Origin of the sequence: Stenotrophomonas sepilia (genome assembly GCF_003244875.1) — a bacterium.
In the GTDB taxonomy this organism is placed as follows: Bacteria; Pseudomonadota; Gammaproteobacteria; order Xanthomonadales; family Xanthomonadaceae; genus Stenotrophomonas; species Stenotrophomonas sepilia.
In genome coordinates, this window is the sequence record NZ_LXXZ01000065.1 from 60,791 (window position 1) to 84,382 (window position 23,592).

Genomic DNA, 23,592 nt, shown 5'->3' on the forward strand with positions numbered 1-23,592 from the left:
TGGTGTGAGTATGGGCTTAATAAATCGTTCTAGCTTGAGTAATGTCACTGGCGCGAAGTGGACCGTGGATACAATTTCACCAAATGAGCGTTAGACTGAGAAAGTGTAGATTAAGTTAAAGTGATTAATGATTGGTTGGATGGTCTTGATGTAAGGGGATTTATTGGTAGTGTGGGGCTTCTTGATGTTGATGTGATCTGGTGGAATTGTTTTGACTATCTTCCCGGTCTTTCGCTTGAAGAGAGGAGGCAGTTCTTCCGATGGGGGTCGGGTGCTGTTTTAAGTGAAGGGAGGGCTAGGCTCGAAGATGTGAATGGTTTTTGGGGCGGTACCGTTAATGAGCAGACTGAGCGTTTCATGGCGGCTTGGCCGCCTGAGTTGGACTGAGATCCGGACATGTTCTGGGTTGCCAAGCCTGGATATGGCTGGGTTCCTGGCGGTTTTGTCTGGAAGCTGGAAGATGGTAGCTATTTCAGTCCGTAGATCTAAGTGCTGCTGGGGGGGGCGGATCGAAGAAAAATGAATCCGAAACATGGACGAGGGTCTTAACCCAGTCGGTCGCTGACGGAATCGGAGAGGGTTTATTGATGAGTGACTCGTTTGAGATTGCCATGGAGGTCGTCCCGTGGGTCAACGAGTCCTAGGTGCTGGAATCGATCGGTCGCACGGCTGAGTCCGTCTCGCGGACCGAGCTGGATGGCGAGCCGATAGCGGTTGGCGACTGGCTTGCGGGAAATGTCGATGACTTCCCGTGCAGTTCTTGCATGATCCAGGAGATCAATGGTTTTAGGCTGGAATTCGCCGTTCATATTCCTACGTTGCTGATTCGCGTCTTTAGATTCGACAGAACGGTAATTATAGATTTCTCATTCGAGATGGATTGGTCGGATGTTGCCGTGGCCATGCCCATACTCCATAGGCATTTCCAGCAATTGAAGTTGCTAAGTGAAGCGCGCACTGTGTTTGGAGGGATGGAGCCGGCGCAGGATCTGGACACTAGATTTTTCACTGATGATGCGCGCGGCCCTTTGGGGAGTTCCATTGTCTGATCTGGAAGGGAATCGCCGCTCCGTGAGGGCTTAGGCTTGATCTCTTAGGGGATTTCAACCACTGGCGATTGCGGCAAGGGTGATTCACAAGGGTTGGGTACTACGTGAAGCTGAGTGGGATCGGTTCTACGGGTGGGGGGCGAAGTCCCGGTTGATCGATCCGATCATCAACGTCGACGCGGCTCGAAATCCCAATGATCGCCCGCAGAAGATGCGGGGCGCGCAATAACATCTCGATGAAGGCCGGGGGCGATACCGCGTTGCGTGGTGCCACGGCGACCGATGATCGCATCCTATAATGTCAGATAGGAAGGTTTTGGTGCTCGGCCAGGAAGCTGCTGTGAAGGGTTACAAGGACGCTGTTGCTGCGGGGAAGAGGATATATGAGTCCAATGCGGGAGGCGTCTCTTTCGTTGTGTACATCGATGATGCCGGTGTAGTTAAAAATTTCCACCCTAAGTGAGGTTGGTATGAGTGATCAGTTGTTTGGATCTTGGATGGATAAGAGGGATTCTGATTGGGTGGTTTTTGCTTACTTTGATTGGATTTATTCTTCGGGAGTGTTTATTCAGATGCTCGAGTGTTTATCAAGGGGCTGGGGTTTTGGCACCGATGATGTTGACTGTAGATTCCCAGATAATAGTAGCTTCGACGTGGATGATCACTTTTCTGGGGTGGAATTTTCATATGGGCTCAAGTATGACCCGGACGTTGTGATTGTTAGTGATGAAGAGTTTAGTCGATACCTGGGTATGGCATGTCTCAAGTATATAGAAAGAACTCCGGGATCGGCTGAGTACGTTCGCTCAATGCTGTGCCGGAATGAGCTGGGAAATGGCTAATCCAGACTGCGGCCCTGCTGATGATTGCAGCATCGTTGATGCGGGCGCTGTGGCTGGCGCTGTTGCCATCGCTGATGAGCCGTCTGCTTACGCATTACTGGCGAGCTCGCTGTGCCTGTGCCATCGCCAGAAACTTATTGGGTGCTTTAGGGTAGGATTTGGCCGGGATCGCGTTGAATGCGGGGATTGCCAAGAACTCGGTTGAGAATAACTTCCTTGCTGAGGATCAAGCTCGAGTAATGAAGCAGCAACTCGACGAGTATGGCAGCGACACGTCATGCCAAAAGATGGTGCGTGACGTTGCCAAGCAACTGTCGGAGCGAATGGACTGTGAGCTGCTCTCGGTTTGTACAGCGAACTCGGCGAGCCCTGCGTGTCAGGCGTTTGTGAATGCGGCTGTTTCGTACAAGTATGGGTTCGTGGCCCGGAGAGCTTGGACTGTTCGATGATTCAAACGGAGGCGGTTCTGGCGCTCTCTAAAGCGGTGGGAGCGCTGGCGGGTGGGTTGTCGGGCAGGATCTGGCGGGGACCGTGTTGAATGTGAGGATTGCCAGGAACTTGTTTGAGAACAACTTCCACGCAGGGGATCAGGCGAGCGCAATCTGGTGCGAGTTGGGCGACTGATGTGCGGGACAAGTCGATAGGTAATGGGGGCAAGTAGGGGTGAGGCTAGAATGAGGGATGAAGTCTATTCTGCAGTGATGAATTCTTCGTTTGGGTTGTCTCTTGGTGCCGTCTGGCAGCACATGACGATGGAGATGGGGGATGTTGGGATTTCTGGAAGGAGGGGCGCGTTCTTCGAGTTGATGGGGCGTTTGCTGAGAGAGCGGAAAGTAAAACTCGCATCGGACGGGAGGACCTTGGAGGGTGACTGGCGGGAACAATTGTTGTTCATCTCAAAGGCATGGCTTGAGAGTCCTGGCGAAGATGATATTGATGGATTCGGCCTTTGGTTCTTGATCGATGCTCCGGCGGGCTTGGTTTGGATTGGCGCAGATGGCCGTGAGCATTGGACGTAGCATTCCAGTCCAAATCGATCACACCTCACCATCGATGGCAAACAGATGTTGGCGGCTGAGCTGGGCGTCAACATCGATACCAGCGCAGCGCGCGGTGAAGGCATTGCTGATGGAAGTACTTTGCTGATGGACAGGCAGGCGACGGCGGCTGCCGCAGGTACGGTGACGGCCACCAGCCAGCTGATTGCCAATGGTGTTTGCAGTGCGCATGTGAGCCGGTTCAGAAGAGAGGGGGCGGGATGAGTGTTGGTGATATGGGAGATTTCAAAGAAATTTCTGTTCAGGCTGCATATGTGTTGATGTGCGTTTTCCTGCAAAATTATTTGGATAGGGGTAGTAATCAGGACGCTCTTGTTGATCTATTATCTTCGGCGCGCTCTTTTTTGTGGGCAGATGACCTGCCCAACGATCCGGTAGTGTGGGATGACTGGCGCGACGCGTTTGCAGAGGTCAACACCGCTGGGGGCGCACTTAATGCTGAATTCTGTGTCGCACAAATGAGTTCATCGGGTGGGTGTTTGACGTTGCTGAATTCGTTCTCAGTAATGCTGGTATTCCTCGAGGCGATTTTTGATCGATCCGGTGAGGGTCTTCCACTGTTCGAAGTTATTGGGCGTCTCACGTCGCCTTTAAATGATTCCAGTTGCCTGAATGATTCCTCTGTCTGGGTTGAGTGGATGGAGTCGGTTGGAAAGGTTAGGTCGCAGGGGTTTGGGTAGCGGCTTCTCTGATGGCAATAGCGATTGAATGGGGTGGGGCGGGCGATGCAAGAGGATCTTGAATTCGGTTGTGAATTCGAAGTCGAGATTCTTGCCGGCCGCAGTAGGCCTCATGTTGAGGTGACAGAGGAGCCTGCCTGGAGCAAGGTTTAGTTTCGTGGCGAGTTTGGATAGAGGATAATGAAAGTAAGGATTGAACCCACCTTCGGCAGCGCCGTCGGTGAAGCGGTGCAGAGCACAGATGCAACCTCAGATGGGTTGAGCGAGAAGGAAGCACTGGCGATCGTGGTAGGTGACAGGTTCCGCGCCTATCTCCGTCACTGGAGGCTGTACGAAGCAAGCGGCAGGGCGCCAAGGCGATGGAACTGGCCGGCATTCCTGTTCTCGTCACTCTGGTTCTTCTTCCGGCGCATGCATGCGTGGGGCGCGATCTGGTTCATCCTTTCGCCGTTGCTGATGACCACCTTCGTGCTGCTGGGGCTGCCATGGTTGTCCTTGCTCTCTTTCCTGGTGTTTCGCGTACTTGCAGGAATTCTGGCGAATCCGCTGTACCTGTCGCATTGCCGAAGGATTGTCCGCAAGGTTGATGCCGAGCATCGCGGGGCACATCGGCGGCACCTTGAGCTGCAGAAGGCTGGTGGTGTCAGCTACACCGCTCTGGTGATCGCCTTGGCGGTAACGGCCTCACAGAACACCCTGATCAAACTGATCGTTGGTTCGATATCAGAGCCAACGCCCACGCAGTCTGCTGTGCACGTGGCGGCGAACCCGCCGTATCTGCCGGACCCGCAGATGGAGGAAGCAGAGCGGGTGGCGTACCAGGAGCAAATGCGTGCGATCACAATGACGGCGTGGCCAGCAGGTGTCCCCATCGAGGGCAATGCCTGCATTGTCGAGCTGCGACTGGCGCCCCCGGGGCGAGTGCTGGAGGCCAATGTTCTGGAGCCGTGCACGTTGAACGACGCCCAACGCGAGATGATGCTGGGTGAAATCAGGCGCACGGACTTCACGATCGAGGGGAAGATGCGGTTCTTCAACCGGCATACCCTCATTGGATTGTGATCGCTGACATCCGGCGAGAGTCGCTCTGGAAATGGTGCATGCAGGGAGATTATTGGTGAAAGAACAGCTCTTGACGATCGAGGAAGCTTACATGGCGATGTTCTACTTCCTCCAGATCGACTATTCCCGCGGCCCCAGCGATGAGATCGGGGGGCTGCTGGGTTCACTTGGCTGGAGTCTTAAGGAGGATCGAAGCCCCACGGATCCAGGTGCGTGGGAGGACTGGTTGGACGCGGTGAGAGCGTCCATGGGGAACAGCGAGGAGGGCATAAAGGATATGAGTGCTACCTACACTGATCTGAAGCGGTAGCCGGATTGTTGCGAGCTCCCATGGGTAAGGTGGGCAGGGGTAGTCCGTATGAATCAGGAATTCTTCAGGACAGAAATGAAGCCGAAGACGAAAGTGGCCATGCCGAGTCATGAAGCTGTTGGCTTCAGATTGATGGTTCGATAATGAGCATTTCGCTGTTTCTGGAAGTCGAAGCCGGTGCCGATCTGGGTGGCGTGCTGCACGCCCTGGATTCGATCCAGGCCGAGTACTCCGACGGTACTGACGGTCTGCGTGGATATCTTCCAGCATCCAACACTGGCTTCGGGTTCGGCATCGTCGACCCGCCGGAAGCTGTCGTAGCGGAAGGGATTGAGGCCTCGTGGCAGGTGGGCCTGCTCGGCTCGTTTCATTTCCGCGCGAGCGGGTTTGAACGTGCCTGGGAGGAAATATGCCACTTCATCAAGCGTTACGCCGCGACGTGCGAGTTCCAGTTTGTGCTCTCCTTCCAGTTCGAGAGCGTCTATGCGGCAAGTCTCGGGAAGGCTCTGGTCTTCCCGGGGCCTGTTGCCCTGTAATGCCAGATAGCGGGGCGGCAGGCCCCGGCCTTATCCTATTCTCGGTACACGTGGCGATATGCCTTCTGGATATAACGCCCTCGTGGGTCGCCCGCTTTCACACCTGTCTGCACAGTTCCAGAGTTTTGGATCGATATAATAATATCGCCCTATAAAGTTTCCCTTGCCTGCGCCGCCATCGATCATACGGCCATGATCAAGGGAATTGAGATGCTCGCCTTACGCAACCTCCGAGTGGGATCCCGGCTGGGTGCCGGGTTCGGTTTGCTGCTGCTGTTCATCGTGGCCATCGTCGGCCTGGCGCTGTACGGAAACCATCTGAAGTCTGCCCAGTTCTCGAAAGTGGTGGACGTCAACATGGTGAAGATGCGGCTGTTGAACGAGATGCTGGATACCAACAACGCAGTGTTGATGCACCGCAGGCTGATGGTGATCAAGCGCGGCGAGGATTTCGACAAGGATTATCAGAAAGCGCAGGAGCTGTCGCAGACCTACGATGGTATCTGGGCCAAGTACATCAAGATTCCACGCGACGCCACCGGCGATGCCCTGGTTGCGAAAATCGACGCGGCACGCAAGGCGACAGACGCCTCCACCCAGCATCTGCACGAGCGCATGAAGGCGGGTGATTTTGACGGTGCGGCCAAGGAACTGCTCGCCGAGCACGGACTGGCTACCGCATGGAACGAGACGATCTCGACCCTGCTGCGGCATCAGGAGACACTGACCGCGCGCAGCCGCGAGGAATACCGTTCAACCGAATCCTGGACCGGCACGCTGTCGATCGTGTTCGGCGTGCTGAGCCTGATACTGGGCTCGCTGGCCGCGTGGGCCATCACCCGCAGCCTGACCCGCCCGCTGGAAGGTGCGGTGAAGCTGGCCGACGGCATCGCCAACGGGCGGCTGGACAACAGCATCGACGCGTCCGGCAACGATGAGGTGACGCAGCTGCTCAGGTCGATGCAGCACATGCAGGCGCAGTTGCAGTCGGTGATGGCGGCGCAGGGCGAGTTGGCCCGTCAGCACGATGCAGGCAGCCTCAGCTATCGCATGGACGAAGGTGCCTTCCCCGGCGACTACGGGCGCATGGTGCACGAGACGAATGCGCTGGTCGGCTCGCACGTGCAGGTGCAGAACCGGCTGATCGAAGTGATGAAGCATTACGCCCGTGGCGACCTGTCGGTGGACATGGATCCGCTGCCGGGCGAGAAGGCGGCGATCACCCAGGCAATGGACGAGACCAAGACCAGCCTGTCGGCGATCAACAGCGAGATCCGCCGGTTGGCGACAGCGGCCGCGGCAGGCGACTTCAGCCTGCGCGGTGACGAAGGTCGCTTCGCCTACGATTTCCGCGACATGGTGGCCGGGCTCAATCGTCTGATGCAGACCACCGACGAGAACCTGGTACAGGTGTCGACGCTGCTGCAGGCTATTTCGCGCGGTGACCTCACCGTACGCATGCAAGGTGATTTCCACGGCGTGTTCGCCCGCATGCGCGATGACTGCAACGCCACCGTCGATCAGCTCAAGCAGATTGTCGGCCGCATCCAGTCCAGTGCGTCCAGCATCAACCTGGCAGCGGGCGAGATTGCCTCGGGCAACACCGATCTGTCGCGGCGTACCGAGCAGCAGGCGGCGAACCTGGAAGAGACGGCGGCGTCGATGGAGGAACTGACCTCCACCGTGAAGCAGAACGCCGAGCACGCACGCCAGGCCAACCAGCTCGCCATCGGCGCGCACAGTGTCGCGTCACAGGGCGGCGAGGTGGTCGGCCAGGTGGTCACCACGATGTCGGCCATCGAAGCCTCGTCGAAGAAGATCGCCGAGATCATCAGCGTCATCGACGGCATCGCCTTCCAGACCAACATCCTGGCCTTGAACGCGGCGGTGGAAGCCGCGCGTGCCGGCGAGCAGGGCAGGGGCTTTGCGGTGGTGGCCAGTGAGGTGCGCACGCTGGCACAGCGCTCGGCCGGTGCGGCCAAGGAGATCAAGGGCCTGATCGAGGATTCGGTCGGCAAGGTCGCCGATGGATCGGCGCTGGTCCGCCAGGCAGGCACCACAATGGGCGAGATCGTGGCGTCGGTGCAGCGCGTGACCGACATCATGGCCGAGATCTCTGCCGCGTCGCAGGAGCAGAGCTCGGGCATCGAACAGGTCAACCAGGCGGTGGTGCAGATGGACGAGACCACGCAGCAGAATGCGGCGCTGGTGGAAGGAGCCAGCGCGGCGGCACGCTCCATGGCGGAGCAGGCCAACCTGCTGGCCGAGGCGGTATCGGTGTTCCGCACCGGTGCGGCAACCGCGGTTGCAGCCGTGCGTCCGGCCCTGGCTGCGGTGGCCGCGACGGTTACTCCGGTGCGCAGGCCGGCGGCACTGTCGCCGCGCATCGAGCCGACACTGGCGGCCAATGCCGGTGGTTGGGAAGAGTTCTAGCTGGAACGTGGCATGCCGGTAGGGAGACGGCGCCCATTGCGATGGCTGATCGCGATGGGCGCAACTTTCTTCCTGAACGCGCGATGGCCGATGAGGTGGCGGACACGCGCATTTCACTTCCGGTTGCCAACCGCAGGAGGAAACTTGCGTCATACCGGAACTCAGGAGATGGCCATGAAGACCTCGGCCCGATTGCTTGTGCTGGGCACCCTGCTGGCGGCTTCGTCGGTGGCCGGCGCGCAGACCTATGGCCCGCGCGATGAGGGACGCAAGTTCAATGACGGCAGCCGCGTGGTCTGCAAGAACGTGGAAGTGCAGCGCAACTCGCGCGATCCGAACCGCATTGCGGGTACGGCCACGGGTGCAGTGATCGGCGGCCTGCTGGGCAACCAGGTGGGCGGCGGCAATGGCAAGAAGCTCGCTACCGTGGCCGGTGCCGTGGCCGGTGGTGCGGCCGGTCGCCAGATCCAGGGCAACAGCCAGCAGAAGAACGGCGACCGCGTGGTCGAGCGCCGTTGCGAGCGCGTCTATCGTTGATCGGTTGCCGACAGCGCCCGTTCCCCCCTTGCACATCGCAGTACTCGAACGCCGGCCCCGCGCCGGCGTTCTTCGTTCCGGACCTGTATCGCTGACTCCGGCGTCGTGCCTATACTGCGCCGACTCAACGGATGAATGTCCAGTGAACGAATCGGCTCCAGCTCCCCAACCGGCACCGCTCGCAAGGCATGACCCGATACCGGAAGCGACTGCCCATCCCCATCGGGTGCGTGATCGCACCGATGAACTCGAGCTCTTCATTTCGGGCCTGCTGGCGTTTGCGCTGCTGGCCGTGCCGGGTTATCTGTTCGACGCCTGGGCGCGCAGCAGCCTGCACACCGAAGGCATGTACTTCCAGATGCTCTGGTTCGGTTTCAGCATCAGTGTCGGCATGTGCTATGTGCTGGCAGTGGCCTTGATCATCCACCTCACGGTGCGCGGCTACTGGATCGGGCTGATCGGCCTCAGGTCGCATTTCCCCGATGGCATTGACTGGGACCGCCTGCCAAGAATGGGGGCGGTCACGCGCGCCTTCCTGCAGGCCCGGGACGGAGGCCTCGATGGCAGCATCGAACGTGCCGACCGGCTGGCGACGATGCTGTTCTCGACCACCCTGCTTGCCGTACAGACATTGGCGGGCACCCTGGTATTGGCCGTCCTGACGCTTGGTGTGTCGATGGTGATCGGCGCGCTGTCCGGCGGCGCCGATCATGTCGCCATGCTCGCCCTGTGCACTGTGCTGGCCGCAATGTTGGCGCTGGCTGTTACCCCCGGGATCCTGGAGAAGATCGTGGCGCGGCGGCAGGCGCGCGGGCAACCCCATGAGCGACCGCAGCGACTGCTGCAGGGCATGCTGGCGGCACTGCAACGGGTTCCGCTGTTGCGCCTGATGCAGACCATGCAGCTGACCATGCAGAGCAACCTGCGCTCGCGTTCGTTCATGGCGGCCTACCTGTTCGCGGTGCTGGTAGCGATGCTGCTGGCGGCCGTGCAGGTGATGGCGTCGTTGAAGTTCTCGCTGTTCAACCGTTACCAGATCGTCACGGAAGCGGCGGTTGAGCACGGCATGCTGAGTGCGCATTACGAATCGATGCGTTCGGCGCATGACCAGCTGCTGCCGTACCCGATGATCCCGTCGGACACGATCAGCGGTGCGCAGCTTCGTTTGTTCATTCCGCATCGCCCGCAACGCGACAATCCGCTGGCGCGCCAGCATTGCACCGCACTTCCGGACGCGCGCAATGAGGCCACCGGGCAACAGGCCGCCAATGCCGCAGTGGAGTGCCTTTCCCGGCTCTGGCAGGTCAAGCTGGACGGCGCCCCGGTCGACCTGCATGGCTTCGTGCCCATGGAGCGGCGTGACCTGGATATGCGCGGCCTGGTGGGGTACCTGCCTACCCGGGGGCTCGCACCCGGACGCCATGACCTGGAACTGGTGTGGAATGCTGCAGGCGGCGAGCGGGGGGCCGGACGGCGCCGCGCGTTCCGCATCCCGTTCTGGTATGCCCCGGATCCATAAACGATGGATCAAAGCGGCCATGCCGCGCCGCTTGAACAGGCCGCTTACGACTTAATTCCCTCCGTCCCCTTTTTTGGCGAGGAGGCGCCAGGTGGCGAGGCTACCGTAGAGCAGCAGCAGGACGGTGAGGGTGATCAGTTCGTGGCTGATGTCGGCCAGGCGGGCGTCCATCTGGTTCAGGCGCACCATCAGGTTGATGCCCGAGGTGGTCGGCAGCAGCTGTGCCAGCCAGACCAGCGGTTGCGGCGTCATCACCGCCGGCCACGACAGGTTGGCCAGGAAAAACAGCGGGATGGAGGTGGCGATGATGTACTGGAAGGCGCGCTCGCGGGTGCGGAAGAAGCTGCCGACGAACAGGCCGAAGACCACGGTGGTGGCGATGAACAAGGTGCCGCCCAGCAGCTGGCCCATCGGGTTGCCGCCGCGCGGATAGTCCTGCACCCAGGCAGTGAAACCGGCGTACCAGAACAGGCCGAACAGGCCGATCAGGCCGAAGCCCAACGCCATGCCGGCCAGCGTCGGCAGGTCGAAGCGCAGGCGCCGGCCCAGTGCGAGGCGGCGGCCGCCGAGCAGAACGCCGATGCCCATCAACAGCGTCTGGTGCACGATCAGCTCGGCCACGCCGGGCACGATGGCGCTGCCATAGCCTTCCTGCGTGTTGTACAGCGGGCGCTGCACCAGGGTGACCGGCGGTGCCTGCGGCGCACCCATGAAGGCGGCCTGGCCGACCACCGCATCACGCCCGAACGCACCCAGCGCATCAGCTACGCTGCCCAGCACCCAACTGGCGCGGCCCAGGTAGGCACCGTTGCCAAGCAATACCAGCTTGGCCGGATGGCCGCGCAGGATGTCGCGCTCCAGGTTGGCCGGGATCACGACGATGCCTTCGGCGTGGCCGGCTTCGAGCTGCTGGCGTGCGCTGTCGACGTCCGCCGGTTGCCCGACCACGCGCGCAACGCGCAGTGCGTCGAGCTTGCGCAGCAGCTCGCGGCTGGTCGCGCTATGGTCTTCGTCCACCACCAGCACCGGCAGGTTGCCGGCCACCTGGTGCCGGTAGGCGGCTGGATAGAAGAACGAATACAGGATCACCGCACCGACCATCACCACGATCGCGTAGCGGTCGCACAGCACCGCCATCAGGGTCTGCTGCAGGCTGCGCCAGAGCATGCTCATGCGTCAGCCCCTGCGGATTGTGCGGCGGCAGGCGTGCGTGCAAAGGCGATCAGGCGCAGGCCGCCGATGCCACCGGCCACCACCGTCATCAACAGCAGCGTAGCCAGCGGCCATGCCGAAACCTGCAGCGGCGAGCCGATGAACTGCTGCTGGGTCTGCAGCTTGATGTAGGCGCTCAATGGCAGCAGCTGGTGCCAGACGCGGGTAAACAACGGCCCGTCCAGCACCGGGAAGGTGGCACTGGAAAACGCCAGTGCGGTGCCGATGCTCAGACCCACCGCGGACAGTGCGGTACCCATGTCGCGGGTGACGCCGACGAAAAACAACGCGTAGGTGGCCGTGGCCAGGTAGAACAGGGGCTGTGCGAGCAGCAGCAGGAGCACGCTGCCGGCCACACCATCGCCGCGCAGCCAGGCCAGGTAGCCGATGCCGAGCGCGCCATACAGCGAGAACAGCAGGAGGTACGGCGCGACCTTGCCGGCGATCGCCGACCACGGCGTGCGAGCCAGCCAGGCGGGCAGGGTGCCATCGCGGATCTCGCGGCCGAGGCTGCCGGCCACCGCAAGTGCCAGTACCAGTGACAGCACCGCCGGGAAGATCAGTGGCAGCAGGAACAATTCGTAGCTGCGCGCCGGGTTGTAGAGGATGTCCGACTGCACCGCGATCGGCGCCGCGCGCAGCTTGCCCGGGCCAACCTGCAGGCCGATGCGCTCGCGCAGCAGGCGTGCGTTCCATGCGGAAACCGCGTCGCCGATGTCGCGCGACGCCGACTGGCCGGTGGTCATGTAGGTGGCGTTGTAATAGGCGAACACCGTGCCCTGGCGCCCACGCAGCGCCTGCCGGGTGACATCGCGCGGCACCAGCACGATGGCGAACACGTCCAGGCTGCGCAGCTGCGATCGTGCCTCCTCCAGGTCCGCTGGTTGGCTGGCGACGCGTACGCCGGGACTGGCGTCGAGCATGCGCAGCAGCAGGCGGCTGTCACTGCTGTGGTCAAGGTCGACCACAGCAATCGGGATATCGCGCATCACCGACGGCGTGAACATCCATGCCATCACGACCAGCATCAGCAGTGGCAGCACGGTGACCAGCAGCAGGTCGGCACGGTTGCCGCGCAGCGACTGCAGCTCGCGCCGCCACGAAGCGGCGAAGCCGTTGCGGTCCGGGCTCAGTGCTGGGGCCATGCGAACAGCACGCTCATGCCGGGGCGGAAGCCCTCGATGCGGCGTACCGGGCGCACCCGCACCTCGAAGCTGCGGACGTCATAGCCGGACGACTGGCGGGTGGTACGCCAGGTTGCGTAGTCGCCGGCCGGATTGATGAAGTAGACCTCGAACTCGCCATCCAGGCCCAGCGCCGGCACGCTGCCCTGCAGCTTGCTGCCGACCTTCAGGCCCTGCATCTGCGATTCGCGCAGGTTCATCGCCACCCACATGCGGTCGATGTCGACCAGGGTGAACACGGGATAGCCGGCTGGCACCAGCTCGCCCGGGTCGGCCATGCGCTTGTTGATCTCGCCCGCCACCGGCGCGCGTCCTTCCACTTCGGCTCGCGCGGCGTTGACCTCGGCCACCGCGCCCTGCGCCTGCTGTACCTGGCCCTGCGCGGCACGCTTGTCCTGCTCGCGGGCGCCGGCCAATGCCATGTCGTACTGCGCGCGGGCGGCGCGGGCCAGTTCGCGCGAACTGGTGGCCTGGGCATGCGCTTCATCGCGCTTCTGCCGGGTCATCACCCCTTCGTTGAACAGGTTCTGCACGCGCCGGTAGGTGGCTTCGGCCAGTGTCGCGCCGGCTTCGGCGCGCTTCCAGTTCGCTTCGGCGGCGCGGATGTCTTCGCTGCGCGCGCCTTCGTCGGCCTTGTCGGCCACCGCCTGCGCAGCCGCCAATGCGCCGTGCGCCTGCTGTTCCTTGGCAGCCACTTCGGGGCTGTCGAGCAGGAACAGCACCTGCCCGGGCTGCACGCGATCGCCCTCGCGCACCTTCAGCTGGGCCACGCGTGCGGTGATCTTGGCGGCCACGTTGATCGTGTCCGCATCGGCCATGCCCTGGATCTGGTCGGCCGGGCTGCGCCAGGCCAGCCACAGGCCGAGCACCACCGCGACCAGCAGGACCACCAGCAGGATCGGTCCCAGCCGCCGCTTGCCGGGGGGCGTCGTCGCATCGTCGTGCAGCACATCACTCATGGTCGATCACCTCGTCCGCACGCCGCCGGAATTCTTCGAAACGGTCCATCTGTCCACTGATCTCCAGCAACTGTGCCAGCGCAATGTCGTATTGGTAGGCGGCCTGTGCGCGCTCGACACGGGCGCCGCCCAGGCCGAGCCGCGCATCGATCACATCCAGCGAGGTGGCCTGGCCTTCGCGGAATGCCAGCTCCTGCAGGCGCAGGTTTTCCTGTGCCTGGGCGATGCTGCTGTCGAGCAGCACGAACTGCTGGCGCGCGGTCTCAAGTTCGTTCCAGGCCTTGCGCACGCCCAGTGCGACCTGGTTCTCGGCCTCGCGCAGGCCCGCTTCGGCCTGCTCCTGCTGCGCACGCGCGGCGCTGATCTGCGCCGGCCGCGAGTTCGGCGACAGGAAGGTGTACTTCAGCCCGATGCCGAACGCCCAGTCCGGGTCGGTCAGCATTTCGTCGCGGCGGCGGAAGTCGTACTGGCCGAAGGCGAAGATCTGCGGCTTCAGCTTGGCCTGCTGCACGCGCACGCCCTGTTCGGCCTGCGCAACCATCGCGCGCAAGCGCGCGATCTGCGGCTGGCGCGCCTGCGCGGTGCGCTCGAAGCTGGTCACCGGTTCCAGCGGCACGCGCTGCACGAACAGCGGCGACACCGGCTGCACCTCGCCACCACTGCGCAGCAGCGTGGCCAGCGCGGCCTTCAGCGTAGCCAGATCGTTCACCGTCTTCTGGTATTCGCGCTCGGCCTTGTCGCGGGCCACGGTGGCCTGCAGGCGCTGGGCGCGGGTGGCAAAGCCCTCGCGTTCCAGCTTTTCTGCATCGGACAGGTGGCGGTTGAGGCCGTCGCGCACGTCGCGGCGCACGTCCACCGCCTGCTCGGCCAGGCGCTGGCCGAAGTAGGCCTGAGCCAGCTGCACGGTCAATGATTGGCGCTGCGCCTCGCGCTCGGCGTTGGCCTGCTCATGGGCGGCGCTGGCCGCACGTTGCGCGGCCGGGATCACGCCGCCGGTGTACAGCGGCAGCACCGCGGTCACTACCGGGCGTGTACGCCAGTCGCGCTCGGTGAACGACAGCGGCGAATCGATACCGAAGGCTTCAGCCACGGGCGCCAGCGAACCCAGTGGCAGGGTCAGGGTCTTCTGGAACTGCAGGCGGCGCACTTCGCCGGTGATCTCCGGCAGGCGCAGCAGGCGCGTGGCGTCCTGCAGGTCCTGCTTGTTGCGTACCGCTGCATCTGCGGCCGCCAGCGCATCGGAGACCTGCTCCAGGCGTTGGCGTGCCTGTTCCCAGTCCAATGCGGGGGCGTCGTTGCTGTTCTGCGCGGACGCAGCGGTTGGCAGGCAGGTCGCCAGCACCAGCGCCAGCGCGGCCTTCGCGCGGTGCATCCTTGTACGTCGGCCGATCACGCCCATGCCGTCCCAGTGGTAAAGAAGTGCGCAAACGGTAGTGCGCGCGGCGTGAAGCCCGAGTCTGCGGTCATCCGATTGTCCTCAACGAAGGGTGCCGCTGGCTGCAGTGCGCAGCGCCTGGGTGATGTGCTGCAGCGTGCTTGAGCGCACGGCGGCATGTTGCCAGTACAGCGGCACATCCAGCCAGCGGCGGGGTTCCAGTACCACCACGCGGCCGGCGCGCACGGCGGGCGCGACCAGGGTTTCCGGGGCCATGCCCCAACCGAGTCCGCACGCGGCGGCTTCGACGAAACCGGTGGAAGAGGGCAGGTAGTGTAGCGGCGGCTGCAGTCGCGCGCGGGTCAGGCGCCGCACGAAACGCCATTGCAGTTCATCCTTGCGGTTGAACACCAGCATCGGTGCGCGCGCCAGGGCCGCGGCCTGCATGCCATCGTTGAAGTACTGGCGGGCGAAGCCGGGCGAAGCGATCGCGTGGTAACGCATGGCGCCGAGCGGGTGCACGTTGCAGCCCTTCACCGGCTGGCTTTCGGCGGTCACTGCGCCGAGCACGCTGCCATCGCGCAGCAACTGCAGGGTGTGGTCCTGGTCGTCCATGCGCAGGTCGAACAGGTAGCCATGGCGCTGGTGCAGGTCGGCGATGGCGGGCACGAACCAGGTATCAAGCGAGTCGTCGTTGACCGCCAGGGGGATGGGCGTACGGGCAGCGTCGTTGCCACGCTCGGGTAGCAGCTCGGCCAGCGCCTCGGCTTCCAGTGCCTGCATCGGGCGTACCCGGCGCAGCAGCGCTTCCCCCGCTGCGGTCGGTCGGCAGGGTGCCTGGCGCACCACCAGGACCTGCCCGAGCCTGTCTTCCAGCGCCTTGATCCGTTGCGACAGTGCTGATGGGCTGATCGACAGGCGGCGTGCCGCGGCCTCGAAGCTGCCTTCTTCCAGCACCGCAGCGAATGCGGCCAATTGTGGATGTACCAGATCCATGCCGGTGCCCCTTCAGTTTTCCTGCACAGGATAAAGAAAAATCAGATTGTCTAAACATCGCCATTGGCCTCACCCTGCGTGTCCCCTCGCTGCCTGGCCTGTCCTGATGTGGATCGCCGCTACCGCCGCCGGCCTGTTCGCAGGTGCCGGCCTGATCATCGCCATCGGCGCACAGAATGCCTTCGTGCTGCGCCAGGGCCTGCAGCAGCGGCATGTGGGCAGGGTGGTGCTGGCCTGCGCCGGCGCGGACATCGCGTTGATCCTGGCCGGCGTCGGTGGCATGGGCGCGCTGGTGCTGCAGTGGCCGTTGCTGCTGCAGGTGCTGCGCTTCGGTGGTGCGGCGTTCCTGCTCTGGTATGGCGTGCAGGCGGGACTGCGTGCGTGGCGCGGTGGTGGCGTACTGGCCGCCACCGAGGCGCAGGGCGGCAGCGGACGGCAGGTGCTGCTGACCTGCCTGGCGTTCACCCTGCTCAACCCGCATGTCTATCTGGATACGGTGGTGCTGCTGGGCAGCCTGTCCACGCGTTACCCGGGTGACCTGCGCTGGGCGTTCGCCGCCGGTGCGTGCGCCGCCAGCGTGGCCTGGTTCTGCACGCTGGGCTATGGCGCGCGCCTGTTGCAGCCGGTGTTCCGCAGGCCGGACGCCTGGCGGGTGCTGGATGGGGGCGTCGCGATCTTCATGTTCTGCCTGGCAACAGTGCTTCTGTTGCGTCCGCTCTAGGCCGTATCCACCGCGCACAATGGCGTTTCGCCGGGGCGCAGGGTCAGTACGCGCACACCGTTGCGGGTGACCGCCACCGTGTGCTCGAACTGCGCCGACAGCTTGCCGTCGCGGGTGTAGACCGGCCATTGGTCCGGCTGCTGGCGGATGGCCGGCTTGCCCTGGTTGAGCATCGGCTCGATGGTGAACACCATGCCCTCCTCCAGCACCCTGCCGGTGTTGGGATGGCCGTAGTGCAGGATCTGCGGTTCCTCGTGCATTTCCTGGCCGATGCCATGGCCGCAGTATTCCTTCACCACGCTGTAGCCGTGGCTGCGCGCGTGGCGGGCGATGGCGTGGCCGATGTCGCCCAGGCGTGCACCGGGGCGCACCGCAGCGATGCCTTTCCACATCGCCTGGTAGGCGGTCCGCACCAGCCTGCGCGCGGCGTAGTCGACCTCGCCCACCAGGTAGGTGGTGCTGGAGTCGGCGATGTAGCCGTTCTTCTCCAGGGTGATGTCGAGGTTGACGATCTGGCCGTTACGCAGCACGTCGGTGGTGCTGGGTACGCCGTGGCAGATCACGTTGTCGATCGAGGCGTTGAGCACGTACGGGAAGCCGTACTGGCCCTTGCTGGCCGGCCGCGCCTGCAGCTCGTCAACGATCATGCGTTCGACGAAATCGTTGATCTCCATCGTGCTGCGGCCCTGCAGTGGCAGCCGGTCGAGCGCGGCGAACACCTGCGCAAGCAGGCGCCCGGATTCGGCCATCAGCGCGATCTCGTCGGGGCGCTTGATGATCGCCATCTGCTCAGACCTGTCCCGGTGCCAGCAGCGGCGGCTGCACGCCGGCAGCCCGCAGTTCGCTGGCGACGATGTCCTGGAAGCTCAGCGTGGGATTCATTTCGCACAGCATGCCGACCCGGATCCAGAAGTTGGCCTGGGCGTTGATCGAGCGGCTGGAGACGGTGCAGGCACGGCGCAGCTGGTCGTGCAGGGTGTCATCGATGTTGACGATGCCCATCGGCGGTCCTGGAGTGGGAATATACGAAGCGTATATGTTTCGTATATCCTCCTCAAGCCCGCGTTGTTCAGTCCAGGTGGGTGGCAAAGCGCAGGCGGTTGCCGTCGGGGTCGCGCAGCAGCATTTCGCGGCTGCCCCAGTCGGTGTCATGCGGTGGCTGCTCGATCGGCACGTTGGCGGCGCTGAAGGCGCGGTACAGGCTGTCGACGTCGTCGACGATGAAGTACACCGCGCCGCCGACCTCGCAGTCACCGCTGTGCTCGGTGAGGAAGATCGTCTGGCCATCGCGGGTGAGTTGGGCGAACAGCGGGAAGCCGGACTCGAAGCGGTGTTCCCAGTCGACCACGAAACCCAGCCCCTGCACGTAGAACGGCAGGGTGGTGTCGGCGTGGCGCATGCGCAGTTGCGGGATGACGGTCTGGGGCATGGCGGCGGCTCTTGGGGACAGGAGCCCAGTGTAGTGCCGGCCGCTGGCCGGCATTCCTGTGAGCCCGGGAACAACGAGGTTGCCGGCCAGCGGCCGGCACTACCGAAGCCACGCCGGCCAACGGCCGGCATTGCCGACGCGGTCAGCAGGCCGTCGGTGCGGCGGCGATTGCCGCCAGCAGCTCGCGGTTGACCTGCTGGTGACGCGCCTGCCAGACGGGAAGATCATCGGCGCTGATGTCCGGTTGGCCATCCAGCGACGACAACCAGCGCTTGAAGCGGCTCTGGTAGTTCGCCAGCGAGACTTCGCCGGTGATGTCACTGCCGACCAGGCCACCGGCGCGCAGTGCTTCGATCACCACCAGTGCGTGTTCCAGCTGGAAGCGGCCCTGGTCCCAGTTGCTGCGCGCAACGTCCTCGGCGAATACATCCTTGTCGATCGACAGGTAGGTCGGCTGTGGGGATGTGGCCTGCTCGGCGGCGAACGCGGCGACCAGTGCTTCCGGGTGCTCGAAGCGTCGGAACGCACGGCCCATGCCGAGGCGGTGGCCCCAGCCCACGTCCACGTCCATGCACCAGTACGTCAGGCATCCACCCATCAGCGGTCGCCAGTGGTTCTCCCAGGCATGACCGAGGCCGATGTCGCTGGAAGTGATGCCGAGCACATGGATGTGCGAGATCTGCGGCAGCTTGCTGGCGGCGTTCACCCACGAGCCGCAGTGCATGCCGAGCGGGAACCGCATGTTGTCCGGATGGTTGTCCAGCACCACCAGCTGGAACGGGGCCTGCCCATGCATGCGGCGCAGCAGTGGCAGGGTGAGGTGGTGGAAGTCGCCGCTGCCGAGCATGACGGTTCCGAGCTGGGCCGGCAGTGGTGCCAGCACGTCAGCGGCGAAACGGTCGAGGGTGGCATTGCTGCAGGCGAAGCGCAGCGGATCGTGCCACTGCGGCAGAGCCAGGGTCTGCGCCTGTGGCAGCGGCAGCACGCCACCGTCCAGGTCCAGGATCAGCGGGGAACGCAACGGCATCGTTCAACCGCCTCCATCAGGTTCGCCCTGCAGGTGCGGGGCCAGCTTGCGCAGGGCGGCGCGCAGCAGCGGGGAGCGTGCGTGGATCGCGTGCCGGGTGGAGGTGAAGCGGGCGCCCAGCTCGGCCTTGATCCGCGAGTCGGTCCAGCCGGCCACGTAGTGGCTCAGGCCGTGCTGCAGCGCGTACTCGAGGTTGTGCATCCAGCTGACCGCGTACAGGTTGTGCTCGCGCGACTGCGGGTACGCCAGGCCGATGTACTTGTCCACCAGCTTGCCGGCATGCACGTAGCACAGATTCCAGCCGATCAACCGGCCCTGGTGGCGGTACAGGAACATCCGTCCCTGGCCCTGGCTGTCGGCCAGCAGGTACTGGAAATAGGGTAGGTCGAGCTGGTCGAAATGCACCGCGCTCTGCGCGTATACGCCCAGGTACAGCGCGTACAGTTCGGTCTGCAGTTGCGGGTCGGCCAGGGCCGGGTTGCCGGTGGCGATGCAGTCGATCTGCAGGTCATCGCGCGAACGGAGCTTGCGACGGATGTTCTTGCGGCGCGACGATGACAGGCGGCCGAGATAGTCGTCGAGCGAATCGAAATCGATCGCCACCCAGGCCAGCGGCATGCCTTCCAGTTCGACGAAGCCGCGTGTCAGCAGCGCCTGCAGGAAGGCGCCGCTGTGTGCGTTGGCGGCGTCGTCCAGCAGCGGTGAATCGATCGCCAGGTCCTTCACCACCAGCAGCCGGGCATCGCCGATCGCGTGACGCGTCACGTCCTCGGCCAGCGCCTCCGGGGCAACGTGTGCCGGCAGCGGGGTGTACTCGGTGCTGGTGGCACCGACGAAGCGCGTCTTCCAGGTGATCCACGGCCGCCACAGGCGCGACAGCGGCAGGCCGAGCAGCCTGCCGCGCAGTTCGTCATCCATCGTGGTGGTCAGGTCCAGCGGCGCACGGAAGGTCGGCAGGCCGCTGGGAAGGCGGCCTGCCTCGAATCCGAGCGGCGGGTGGGCCAGGAAGCCCTCCAGCAGCGCGGCCGGTTCCAGCGCGGTGCTGGATGCGCGTGACGTCATTTCCATCGGCACGGGAACCGGCAGCGCATCGACCTCAGCCCTTGGCCTTGGTCAGCGCCTGGTCGAGCAGGGTGATCGCCAGGTCGATCTCTTCGTAGCTGATGTCCAGCGACGGCGCGAAGGTGATCACGTTCTTGTACCAGCCACCCACGTCGAGCACGAGACCCATGCGCTTGCCGTCGTGCAGCAGGTCACCGGCCAGGCCGATGTCGACCATGCGGTCCAGCAGCTCCTTGTTCGGGGTGTAGCCGTCGGCCTGGCAGATTTCCGCACGCAGCGCCAGGCCCAGGCCGTCGACGTCGCCGATTTCCGGGTGGCGCTTCTGCAGGCCGCGCAGGCCGTCGAGGAAGTACGCGCCCTTTTCCGGCACGGTGCGCTCGTAATCCATTTCCTTGCCCAGCTTCAGCACTTCCAGGCCCAGGCGGGTGCCCAGTGGGTTGGAGTTGAAGGTGGAGTGGGTGGAGCCCGGCGGGAACACGGTCGGGTTGATCAGCTCTTCGCGCGCCCACAGGCCCGACAGCGGGTTCAGGCCGTTGGTCAGCGCCTTGCCGAACACCAGCACGTCCGGGGTCACGCCGAAGTGCTCGATCGACCACAGCTTGCCGGTGCGCCAGAAGCCCATCTGGATTTCATCGACGACCATCAGGATGCCGTACTTGTCCAGCACGCGCTTGAGGCCGGTGAAGAAGTTGCGGGGCGGGATGACGTAGCCACCGGTGCCCTGGATCGGCTCGACGTAGAACGCGGCGTACTCGGCCTGGCCGACCTTGGGATCCCACACGCCGTTGTACTCGCTTTCGAACAGCCGCTCGAACTGCCACACGCAGTGGTCGGAGTACTCGTCCGGGGTCATGCCCTTCGGGCGACGGAAGGGGTACGGGAACGGGATGAACATCGCGCGCTCGCCGAAGTGGCCGTAGCGGCGGCGGTAGCGGTAGCTGGAGGTGATCGACGACGCACCCAGGGTGCGGCCGTGGTAGCCGCCCTCGAAGGCGAACATCAGGCTCTTGCCGCCACGCGCGTTGCGCACGATCTTCAGCGAGTCTTCAATGGCCTGCGCACCGCCAACGTTGAAGTGCACGCGGCCGTCGAGGCCGAACTTCTCGTGCATGTCCACGGCAATGGTCTTGGCCAGCTGCACGCGGGTCGGGTGCAGGTACTGGCTGGCGACCTGCGGAAGGGTGTCGATCTGGTCCTTCAGTGCATCGTTCAGGCGCTTGTTGCTGTAGCCGAAGTTGCACGCCGAGTACCACATCTGCAGGTCGAGGTAGGGCACGCCTGCGCCGTCGAACATGTAGCTGCCTTCGCCGCGCTGGAAGATCTTAGGCGGATCGACGTAGTGGACGGTATCGCCGAAGGAGCTGTAGCGGGCTTCGTCGGCCAGCAGCTGCGCATCGGAGGCAGCGGCGGCGGCGTTCTTGTCAAAAATGTTCATGCAGTTCGGTTCCGTGAAGGACGTTCGAAAGGGGTAACAGGGGAGCGCGCCTGGAAGGGAGTGCTCAGGCGGTGGCCAGCAGCAGGGGCAGTGCGGCGGGCTGCGGGCTGGCGTCGAGACGACGTGGCTGCAGCAGGCTGCCATCGAGCAAGCGCGGCAGCAGTGCGATTGCGTCGTGGAAGGTGTCGATGGCGGCATGCTCGATGCCGGCATGGGTGCAATGGGTGATCAGGCGGCGCTTGGCGAACACGAAGTCGGCATCTTCGGATACGCAGAAATCCGAACTGCCGTCGCCGATCATCAGCACGCGCGGTGCTTCGTTGGCGCGCGCCTGCGCGGCGCAGGTGCATTTGCAGGTGCCACTGCGGCAGCCTTCGGCCTGGTAGGGCGATTCCAGTTCCCAGTGGTCATCGCACCAGCGCAGGTGGTTGGCCACCACCGGCAGCTGCGCCAGGCCGTGGTTGGCGAGAATGCGATGGATCGCATAGTCCAGGCCGTCACTGACGATGCGCAGCGGAACGCCCAGCTGTCCGGCACGGCTGACAAAGGCGGCGAAGCCCGGATCGATCTGCACCTGGTCCAGATGGGCATCGAGCGTGGCCGGGTCCAGCTTCAGCAGCCGCACCTGGCCCTGCATGCATTCACGCGAGCCGATCTTTCCCGCCTTCCACTGGTCTTCCAGTTCCTGCCAGCCCGGCTGGCCGTACTTTTCCAGCAGCGAGTCGATGACATCTTCGAGGCTGATGGTGCCGTCGAAGTCACACAGGATGCTCCAGCGCATGGGCAGGTCCGTCGATGAAAGAAGCGTCCGGCACGATGCCGGGGCAGGCTCAATGTAGGCAGGCCGCCTTTCTCGTTCCTTTCCTGTTGAAAGGCTTTTTTTACGGGCTGGGAAAGCGTTCAGGAAGATGCATGGATGAATGCCCGGCGCGCAGGCCACGCATGCATGTGCGGGTCAGACACGGGCCAGGACCTGCAGTATTTCGGCCGTCTCCTCACGGGTCTGCCAGGCGCTGTTGCCAAGGGTGAGCATGCGTGCGGCGAAGTCACGTGCATTGGGCACGTCCTCCTGCGGCACGATGCCACGCAGATAGGCGTAGTCGGGCAGGGCACGGATGAACATACGGCTGGCGCCGAGGCCGCGCGGCCACAGTGTGTCCAGTGCGGCGTCACGCGCGCGCTGGCTGGGCAGCAGCAGCATCAGCATCGGCCAGGTGCCGCCGGTGCCGGCCAGGCCATCGACCACTTCCACCGCCGGCAGTTGTGCCAGCTGCACGCGCAACTGCAGTGCGCGCAGGCGCCCGGCCTGCAGGAACGCCGGCAATCGCCGCGCGGCATGGGCACCGATGTTCTGGCGCCATCGGCTGACCCGGTGCTGCGGTATGTCCAGCGGGAAAACATCACCGACCGCGTCTTCCAGATCGCCACGCTGCAGTGCGTTGCGCAGCGGATTGCCGTACACCAGCGACAGCAGTGAGGGGCGATAGCAGGCGGCAAGGCCAAGCAGCTGCACACTGCGAAGCAGCTCCCAGCGCAGGTTGAAGCGCACGTGTTCGGCGGCATGCTCGGCCAGTTCGGCGCGCAGTTCGTCATCGCGGCTGACCAGCAGGCCGCCTTCGTGCAGGCTCAGCCCCTTGCCGGCCGCCAGGCTGAAGAATCCGATGTCGCCACGCAGGCCGACACTGCTGTTGCCCACCCGTGCGCCCAGCGCCTGTGCGGCATCTTCGATGACCCAGGCGCCGGCGCTGCGGGCGATGTCGCAGGCCCGTTCGACATCGGCGATGCGACCGCCGAGGTGGGTCGGCAGGATGGCCAACGTACGCGCATCGGCCAACCGTTCGAGCTGGCCGGGATCGAAGTCGAAGTGGCCGCGCCGGGTATCGCACAGCTGCACGCGCAGGCCGAGGCTGTGCACCGCGATCGGCACCAGCGGACAGGTGTAGGCCGGCATGATCACCGTGTCGCGCCTGGGCGCGCGCTTGCGCAAGGTGCGCAGGGCGATCAGCAGCGCGTGCGTGCCGGAACAGGTCAGCTGCAGCGGCGGCGTGCCCAGCTGGTTGGCCAGGATCCCGCGCAGGTCACCACCACCGGGAAGGAAGTCGGTGGCCTGCATCGGCAGGCCGGCGGTCGGTGGCAGTTCGCGCGCGAACAGGCTCATCGCAGCCC

At 63.9% G+C, this 23,592-nt stretch carries 26 protein-coding genes; 12 read left to right on the forward strand and 14 right to left on the reverse strand.

Going from position 1 to position 23,592, the window contains the following annotated elements; translation table 11 throughout:
- Positions 1–120 precede the first annotated feature (120 nt).
- From A7X97_RS21715 to A7X97_RS13655, 4 genes are all read left to right on the forward strand, one after another.
- A complete protein-coding gene (locus A7X97_RS21715; protein ID WP_143592500.1) occupies positions 121–387 on the forward strand; it encodes a hypothetical protein in 267 nt (88 codons plus the stop codon).
- A 257-nt stretch (positions 388–644) separates the two neighbouring features.
- Positions 645–1,049, forward strand: coding sequence for a hypothetical protein (locus tag A7X97_RS13650; RefSeq protein WP_088496389.1), 405 nt, complete (start codon positions 645–647; stop codon positions 1,047–1,049).
- Between the two features lie 470 nt (positions 1,050–1,519).
- Positions 1,520–1,891, forward strand: coding sequence for a ribonuclease toxin immunity protein CdiI (gene cdiI, locus A7X97_RS21720; protein ID WP_141239355.1), 372 nt, complete (start codon positions 1,520–1,522; stop codon positions 1,889–1,891).
- A gap of 674 nt (positions 1,892–2,565) precedes the next feature.
- A complete protein-coding gene (locus A7X97_RS13655) occupies positions 2,566–2,910 on the forward strand; it encodes a DUF596 domain-containing protein (protein WP_065196596.1) in 345 nt (114 codons plus the stop codon).
- 18 nt (positions 2,911–2,928) lie between these two features.
- Here the strand turns inward: A7X97_RS13655 and A7X97_RS13660 are convergent, their stop codons facing one another.
- Positions 2,929–3,120 (reverse strand): hypothetical protein, encoded by a 192-nt coding sequence (locus tag A7X97_RS13660; protein ID WP_088496390.1) that lies wholly within the window; start codon positions 3,118–3,120, stop codon positions 2,929–2,931.
- Between the two features lie 29 nt (positions 3,121–3,149).
- Here A7X97_RS13660 and A7X97_RS21725 point away from each other — a divergent pair, with 29 nt between their 5' ends.
- The 7 genes from A7X97_RS21725 to A7X97_RS13690 all read left to right on the forward strand — a co-directional run bounded on the left by A7X97_RS21725 (position 3,150) and on the right by A7X97_RS13690 (position 10,026).
- Positions 3,150–3,629, forward strand: coding sequence for a hypothetical protein (locus A7X97_RS21725; protein WP_146260248.1), 480 nt, complete (start codon positions 3,150–3,152; stop codon positions 3,627–3,629).
- A 180-nt stretch (positions 3,630–3,809) separates the two neighbouring features.
- Positions 3,810–4,691: a DUF2628 domain-containing protein gene (locus A7X97_RS13665; protein ID WP_065196528.1), complete on the forward strand. Its 882-nt coding sequence runs from the start codon at positions 3,810–3,812 to the stop codon at positions 4,689–4,691.
- Between the two features lie 55 nt (positions 4,692–4,746).
- Positions 4,747–5,001: a hypothetical protein gene (locus tag A7X97_RS13670; RefSeq protein ID WP_138952904.1), complete on the forward strand. Its 255-nt coding sequence runs from the start codon at positions 4,747–4,749 to the stop codon at positions 4,999–5,001.
- Positions 5,002–5,144: 143 nt separating this feature from the next.
- Positions 5,145–5,537, forward strand: a complete 393-nt coding sequence (locus A7X97_RS13675; RefSeq protein ID WP_111008062.1) for a hypothetical protein — start codon at positions 5,145–5,147, stop codon at positions 5,535–5,537.
- Between the two features lie 210 nt (positions 5,538–5,747).
- Positions 5,748–7,970, forward strand: coding sequence for a methyl-accepting chemotaxis protein (locus A7X97_RS13680; protein WP_111008066.1), 2,223 nt, complete (start codon positions 5,748–5,750; stop codon positions 7,968–7,970).
- A gap of 168 nt (positions 7,971–8,138) precedes the next feature.
- A complete protein-coding gene (locus A7X97_RS13685; RefSeq protein WP_111008063.1) occupies positions 8,139–8,507 on the forward strand; it encodes a glycine zipper 2TM domain-containing protein in 369 nt (122 codons plus the stop codon).
- Positions 8,508–8,511: 4 nt separating this feature from the next.
- A complete protein-coding gene (locus tag A7X97_RS13690) occupies positions 8,512–10,026 on the forward strand; it encodes a hypothetical protein (RefSeq protein ID WP_181503444.1) in 1,515 nt (504 codons plus the stop codon).
- A gap of 51 nt (positions 10,027–10,077) precedes the next feature.
- Here A7X97_RS13690 and A7X97_RS13695 read toward each other — a convergent pair whose 3' ends face one another.
- The 5 genes from A7X97_RS13695 to A7X97_RS13715 form a co-directional block, all read right to left on the reverse strand.
- Positions 10,078–11,199: an ABC transporter permease gene (locus tag A7X97_RS13695; protein ID WP_111008064.1), complete on the reverse strand. Its 1,122-nt coding sequence runs from the start codon at positions 11,197–11,199 to the stop codon at positions 10,078–10,080.
- Positions 11,196–12,383, reverse strand: a complete 1,188-nt coding sequence (locus A7X97_RS13700; RefSeq protein WP_088496391.1) for an ABC transporter permease — start codon at positions 12,381–12,383, stop codon at positions 11,196–11,198. Before A7X97_RS13700 ends, A7X97_RS13695 begins: the two co-directional genes overlap by 4 nt.
- Entirely contained in the window at positions 12,368–13,381 is a 1,014-nt protein-coding gene (locus A7X97_RS13705; RefSeq protein WP_088496392.1) for an HlyD family secretion protein, read from the reverse strand. Before A7X97_RS13705 ends, A7X97_RS13700 begins: the two co-directional genes overlap by 16 nt.
- On the reverse strand, positions 13,374–14,780 hold the full coding sequence (locus A7X97_RS13710; RefSeq protein WP_072166864.1) for a TolC family protein: 1,407 nt from the start codon (positions 14,778–14,780) through the stop codon (positions 13,374–13,376). Before A7X97_RS13710 ends, A7X97_RS13705 begins: the two co-directional genes overlap by 8 nt.
- A gap of 78 nt (positions 14,781–14,858) precedes the next feature.
- Positions 14,859–15,752: a LysR family transcriptional regulator ArgP gene (locus tag A7X97_RS13715; protein WP_053498160.1), complete on the reverse strand. Its 894-nt coding sequence runs from the start codon at positions 15,750–15,752 to the stop codon at positions 14,859–14,861.
- 106 nt (positions 15,753–15,858) lie between these two features.
- Here A7X97_RS13715 and A7X97_RS13720 point away from each other — a divergent pair, with 106 nt between their 5' ends.
- The gene (locus tag A7X97_RS13720; RefSeq protein WP_065186715.1) at positions 15,859–16,473 is read left to right on the forward strand and encodes a LysE/ArgO family amino acid transporter; all 615 of its coding nucleotides are present in this window, start codon (positions 15,859–15,861) and stop codon (positions 16,471–16,473) included.
- Here the strand turns inward: A7X97_RS13720 and map are convergent.
- From map to A7X97_RS13760, 8 genes are all read right to left on the reverse strand, one after another.
- Entirely contained in the window at positions 16,470–17,252 is a 783-nt protein-coding gene (map, locus tag A7X97_RS13725) for a type I methionyl aminopeptidase (protein ID WP_172412105.1), read from the reverse strand. The two genes, A7X97_RS13720 and map, sit on opposite strands and share 4 nt — an antisense overlap.
- A 10-nt stretch (positions 17,253–17,262) precedes the next feature.
- The gene (locus A7X97_RS13730) at positions 17,263–17,475 is read right to left on the reverse strand and encodes a ParD-like family protein (RefSeq protein WP_005415768.1); all 213 of its coding nucleotides are present in this window, start codon (positions 17,473–17,475) and stop codon (positions 17,263–17,265) included.
- A gap of 67 nt (positions 17,476–17,542) precedes the next feature.
- Positions 17,543–17,902: a bleomycin resistance protein gene (locus tag A7X97_RS13735; protein WP_072166862.1), complete on the reverse strand. Its 360-nt coding sequence runs from the start codon at positions 17,900–17,902 to the stop codon at positions 17,543–17,545.
- 142 nt (positions 17,903–18,044) lie between these two features.
- On the reverse strand, positions 18,045–18,929 hold the full coding sequence (locus A7X97_RS13740; RefSeq protein ID WP_088496395.1) for an arginase family protein: 885 nt from the start codon (positions 18,927–18,929) through the stop codon (positions 18,045–18,047).
- A gap of 3 nt (positions 18,930–18,932) precedes the next feature.
- Complete coding sequence (locus A7X97_RS13745) at positions 18,933–19,997, reverse strand: GNAT family N-acetyltransferase (RefSeq protein ID WP_111008065.1); 1,065 nt, start codon at positions 19,995–19,997, stop codon at positions 18,933–18,935.
- 28 nt (positions 19,998–20,025) lie between these two features.
- Complete coding sequence (locus tag A7X97_RS13750; protein WP_061479537.1) at positions 20,026–21,426, reverse strand: aspartate aminotransferase family protein; 1,401 nt, start codon at positions 21,424–21,426, stop codon at positions 20,026–20,028.
- A 64-nt stretch (positions 21,427–21,490) separates the two neighbouring features.
- On the reverse strand, positions 21,491–22,207 hold the full coding sequence (locus A7X97_RS13755; RefSeq protein WP_061479536.1) for an MtnX-like HAD-IB family phosphatase: 717 nt from the start codon (positions 22,205–22,207) through the stop codon (positions 21,491–21,493).
- A 174-nt stretch (positions 22,208–22,381) separates the two neighbouring features.
- On the reverse strand, positions 22,382–23,584 hold the full coding sequence (locus A7X97_RS13760; protein WP_088496397.1) for a DegT/DnrJ/EryC1/StrS family aminotransferase: 1,203 nt from the start codon (positions 23,582–23,584) through the stop codon (positions 22,382–22,384).
- Between the last annotated feature and the right edge of the window lie 8 nt (positions 23,585–23,592).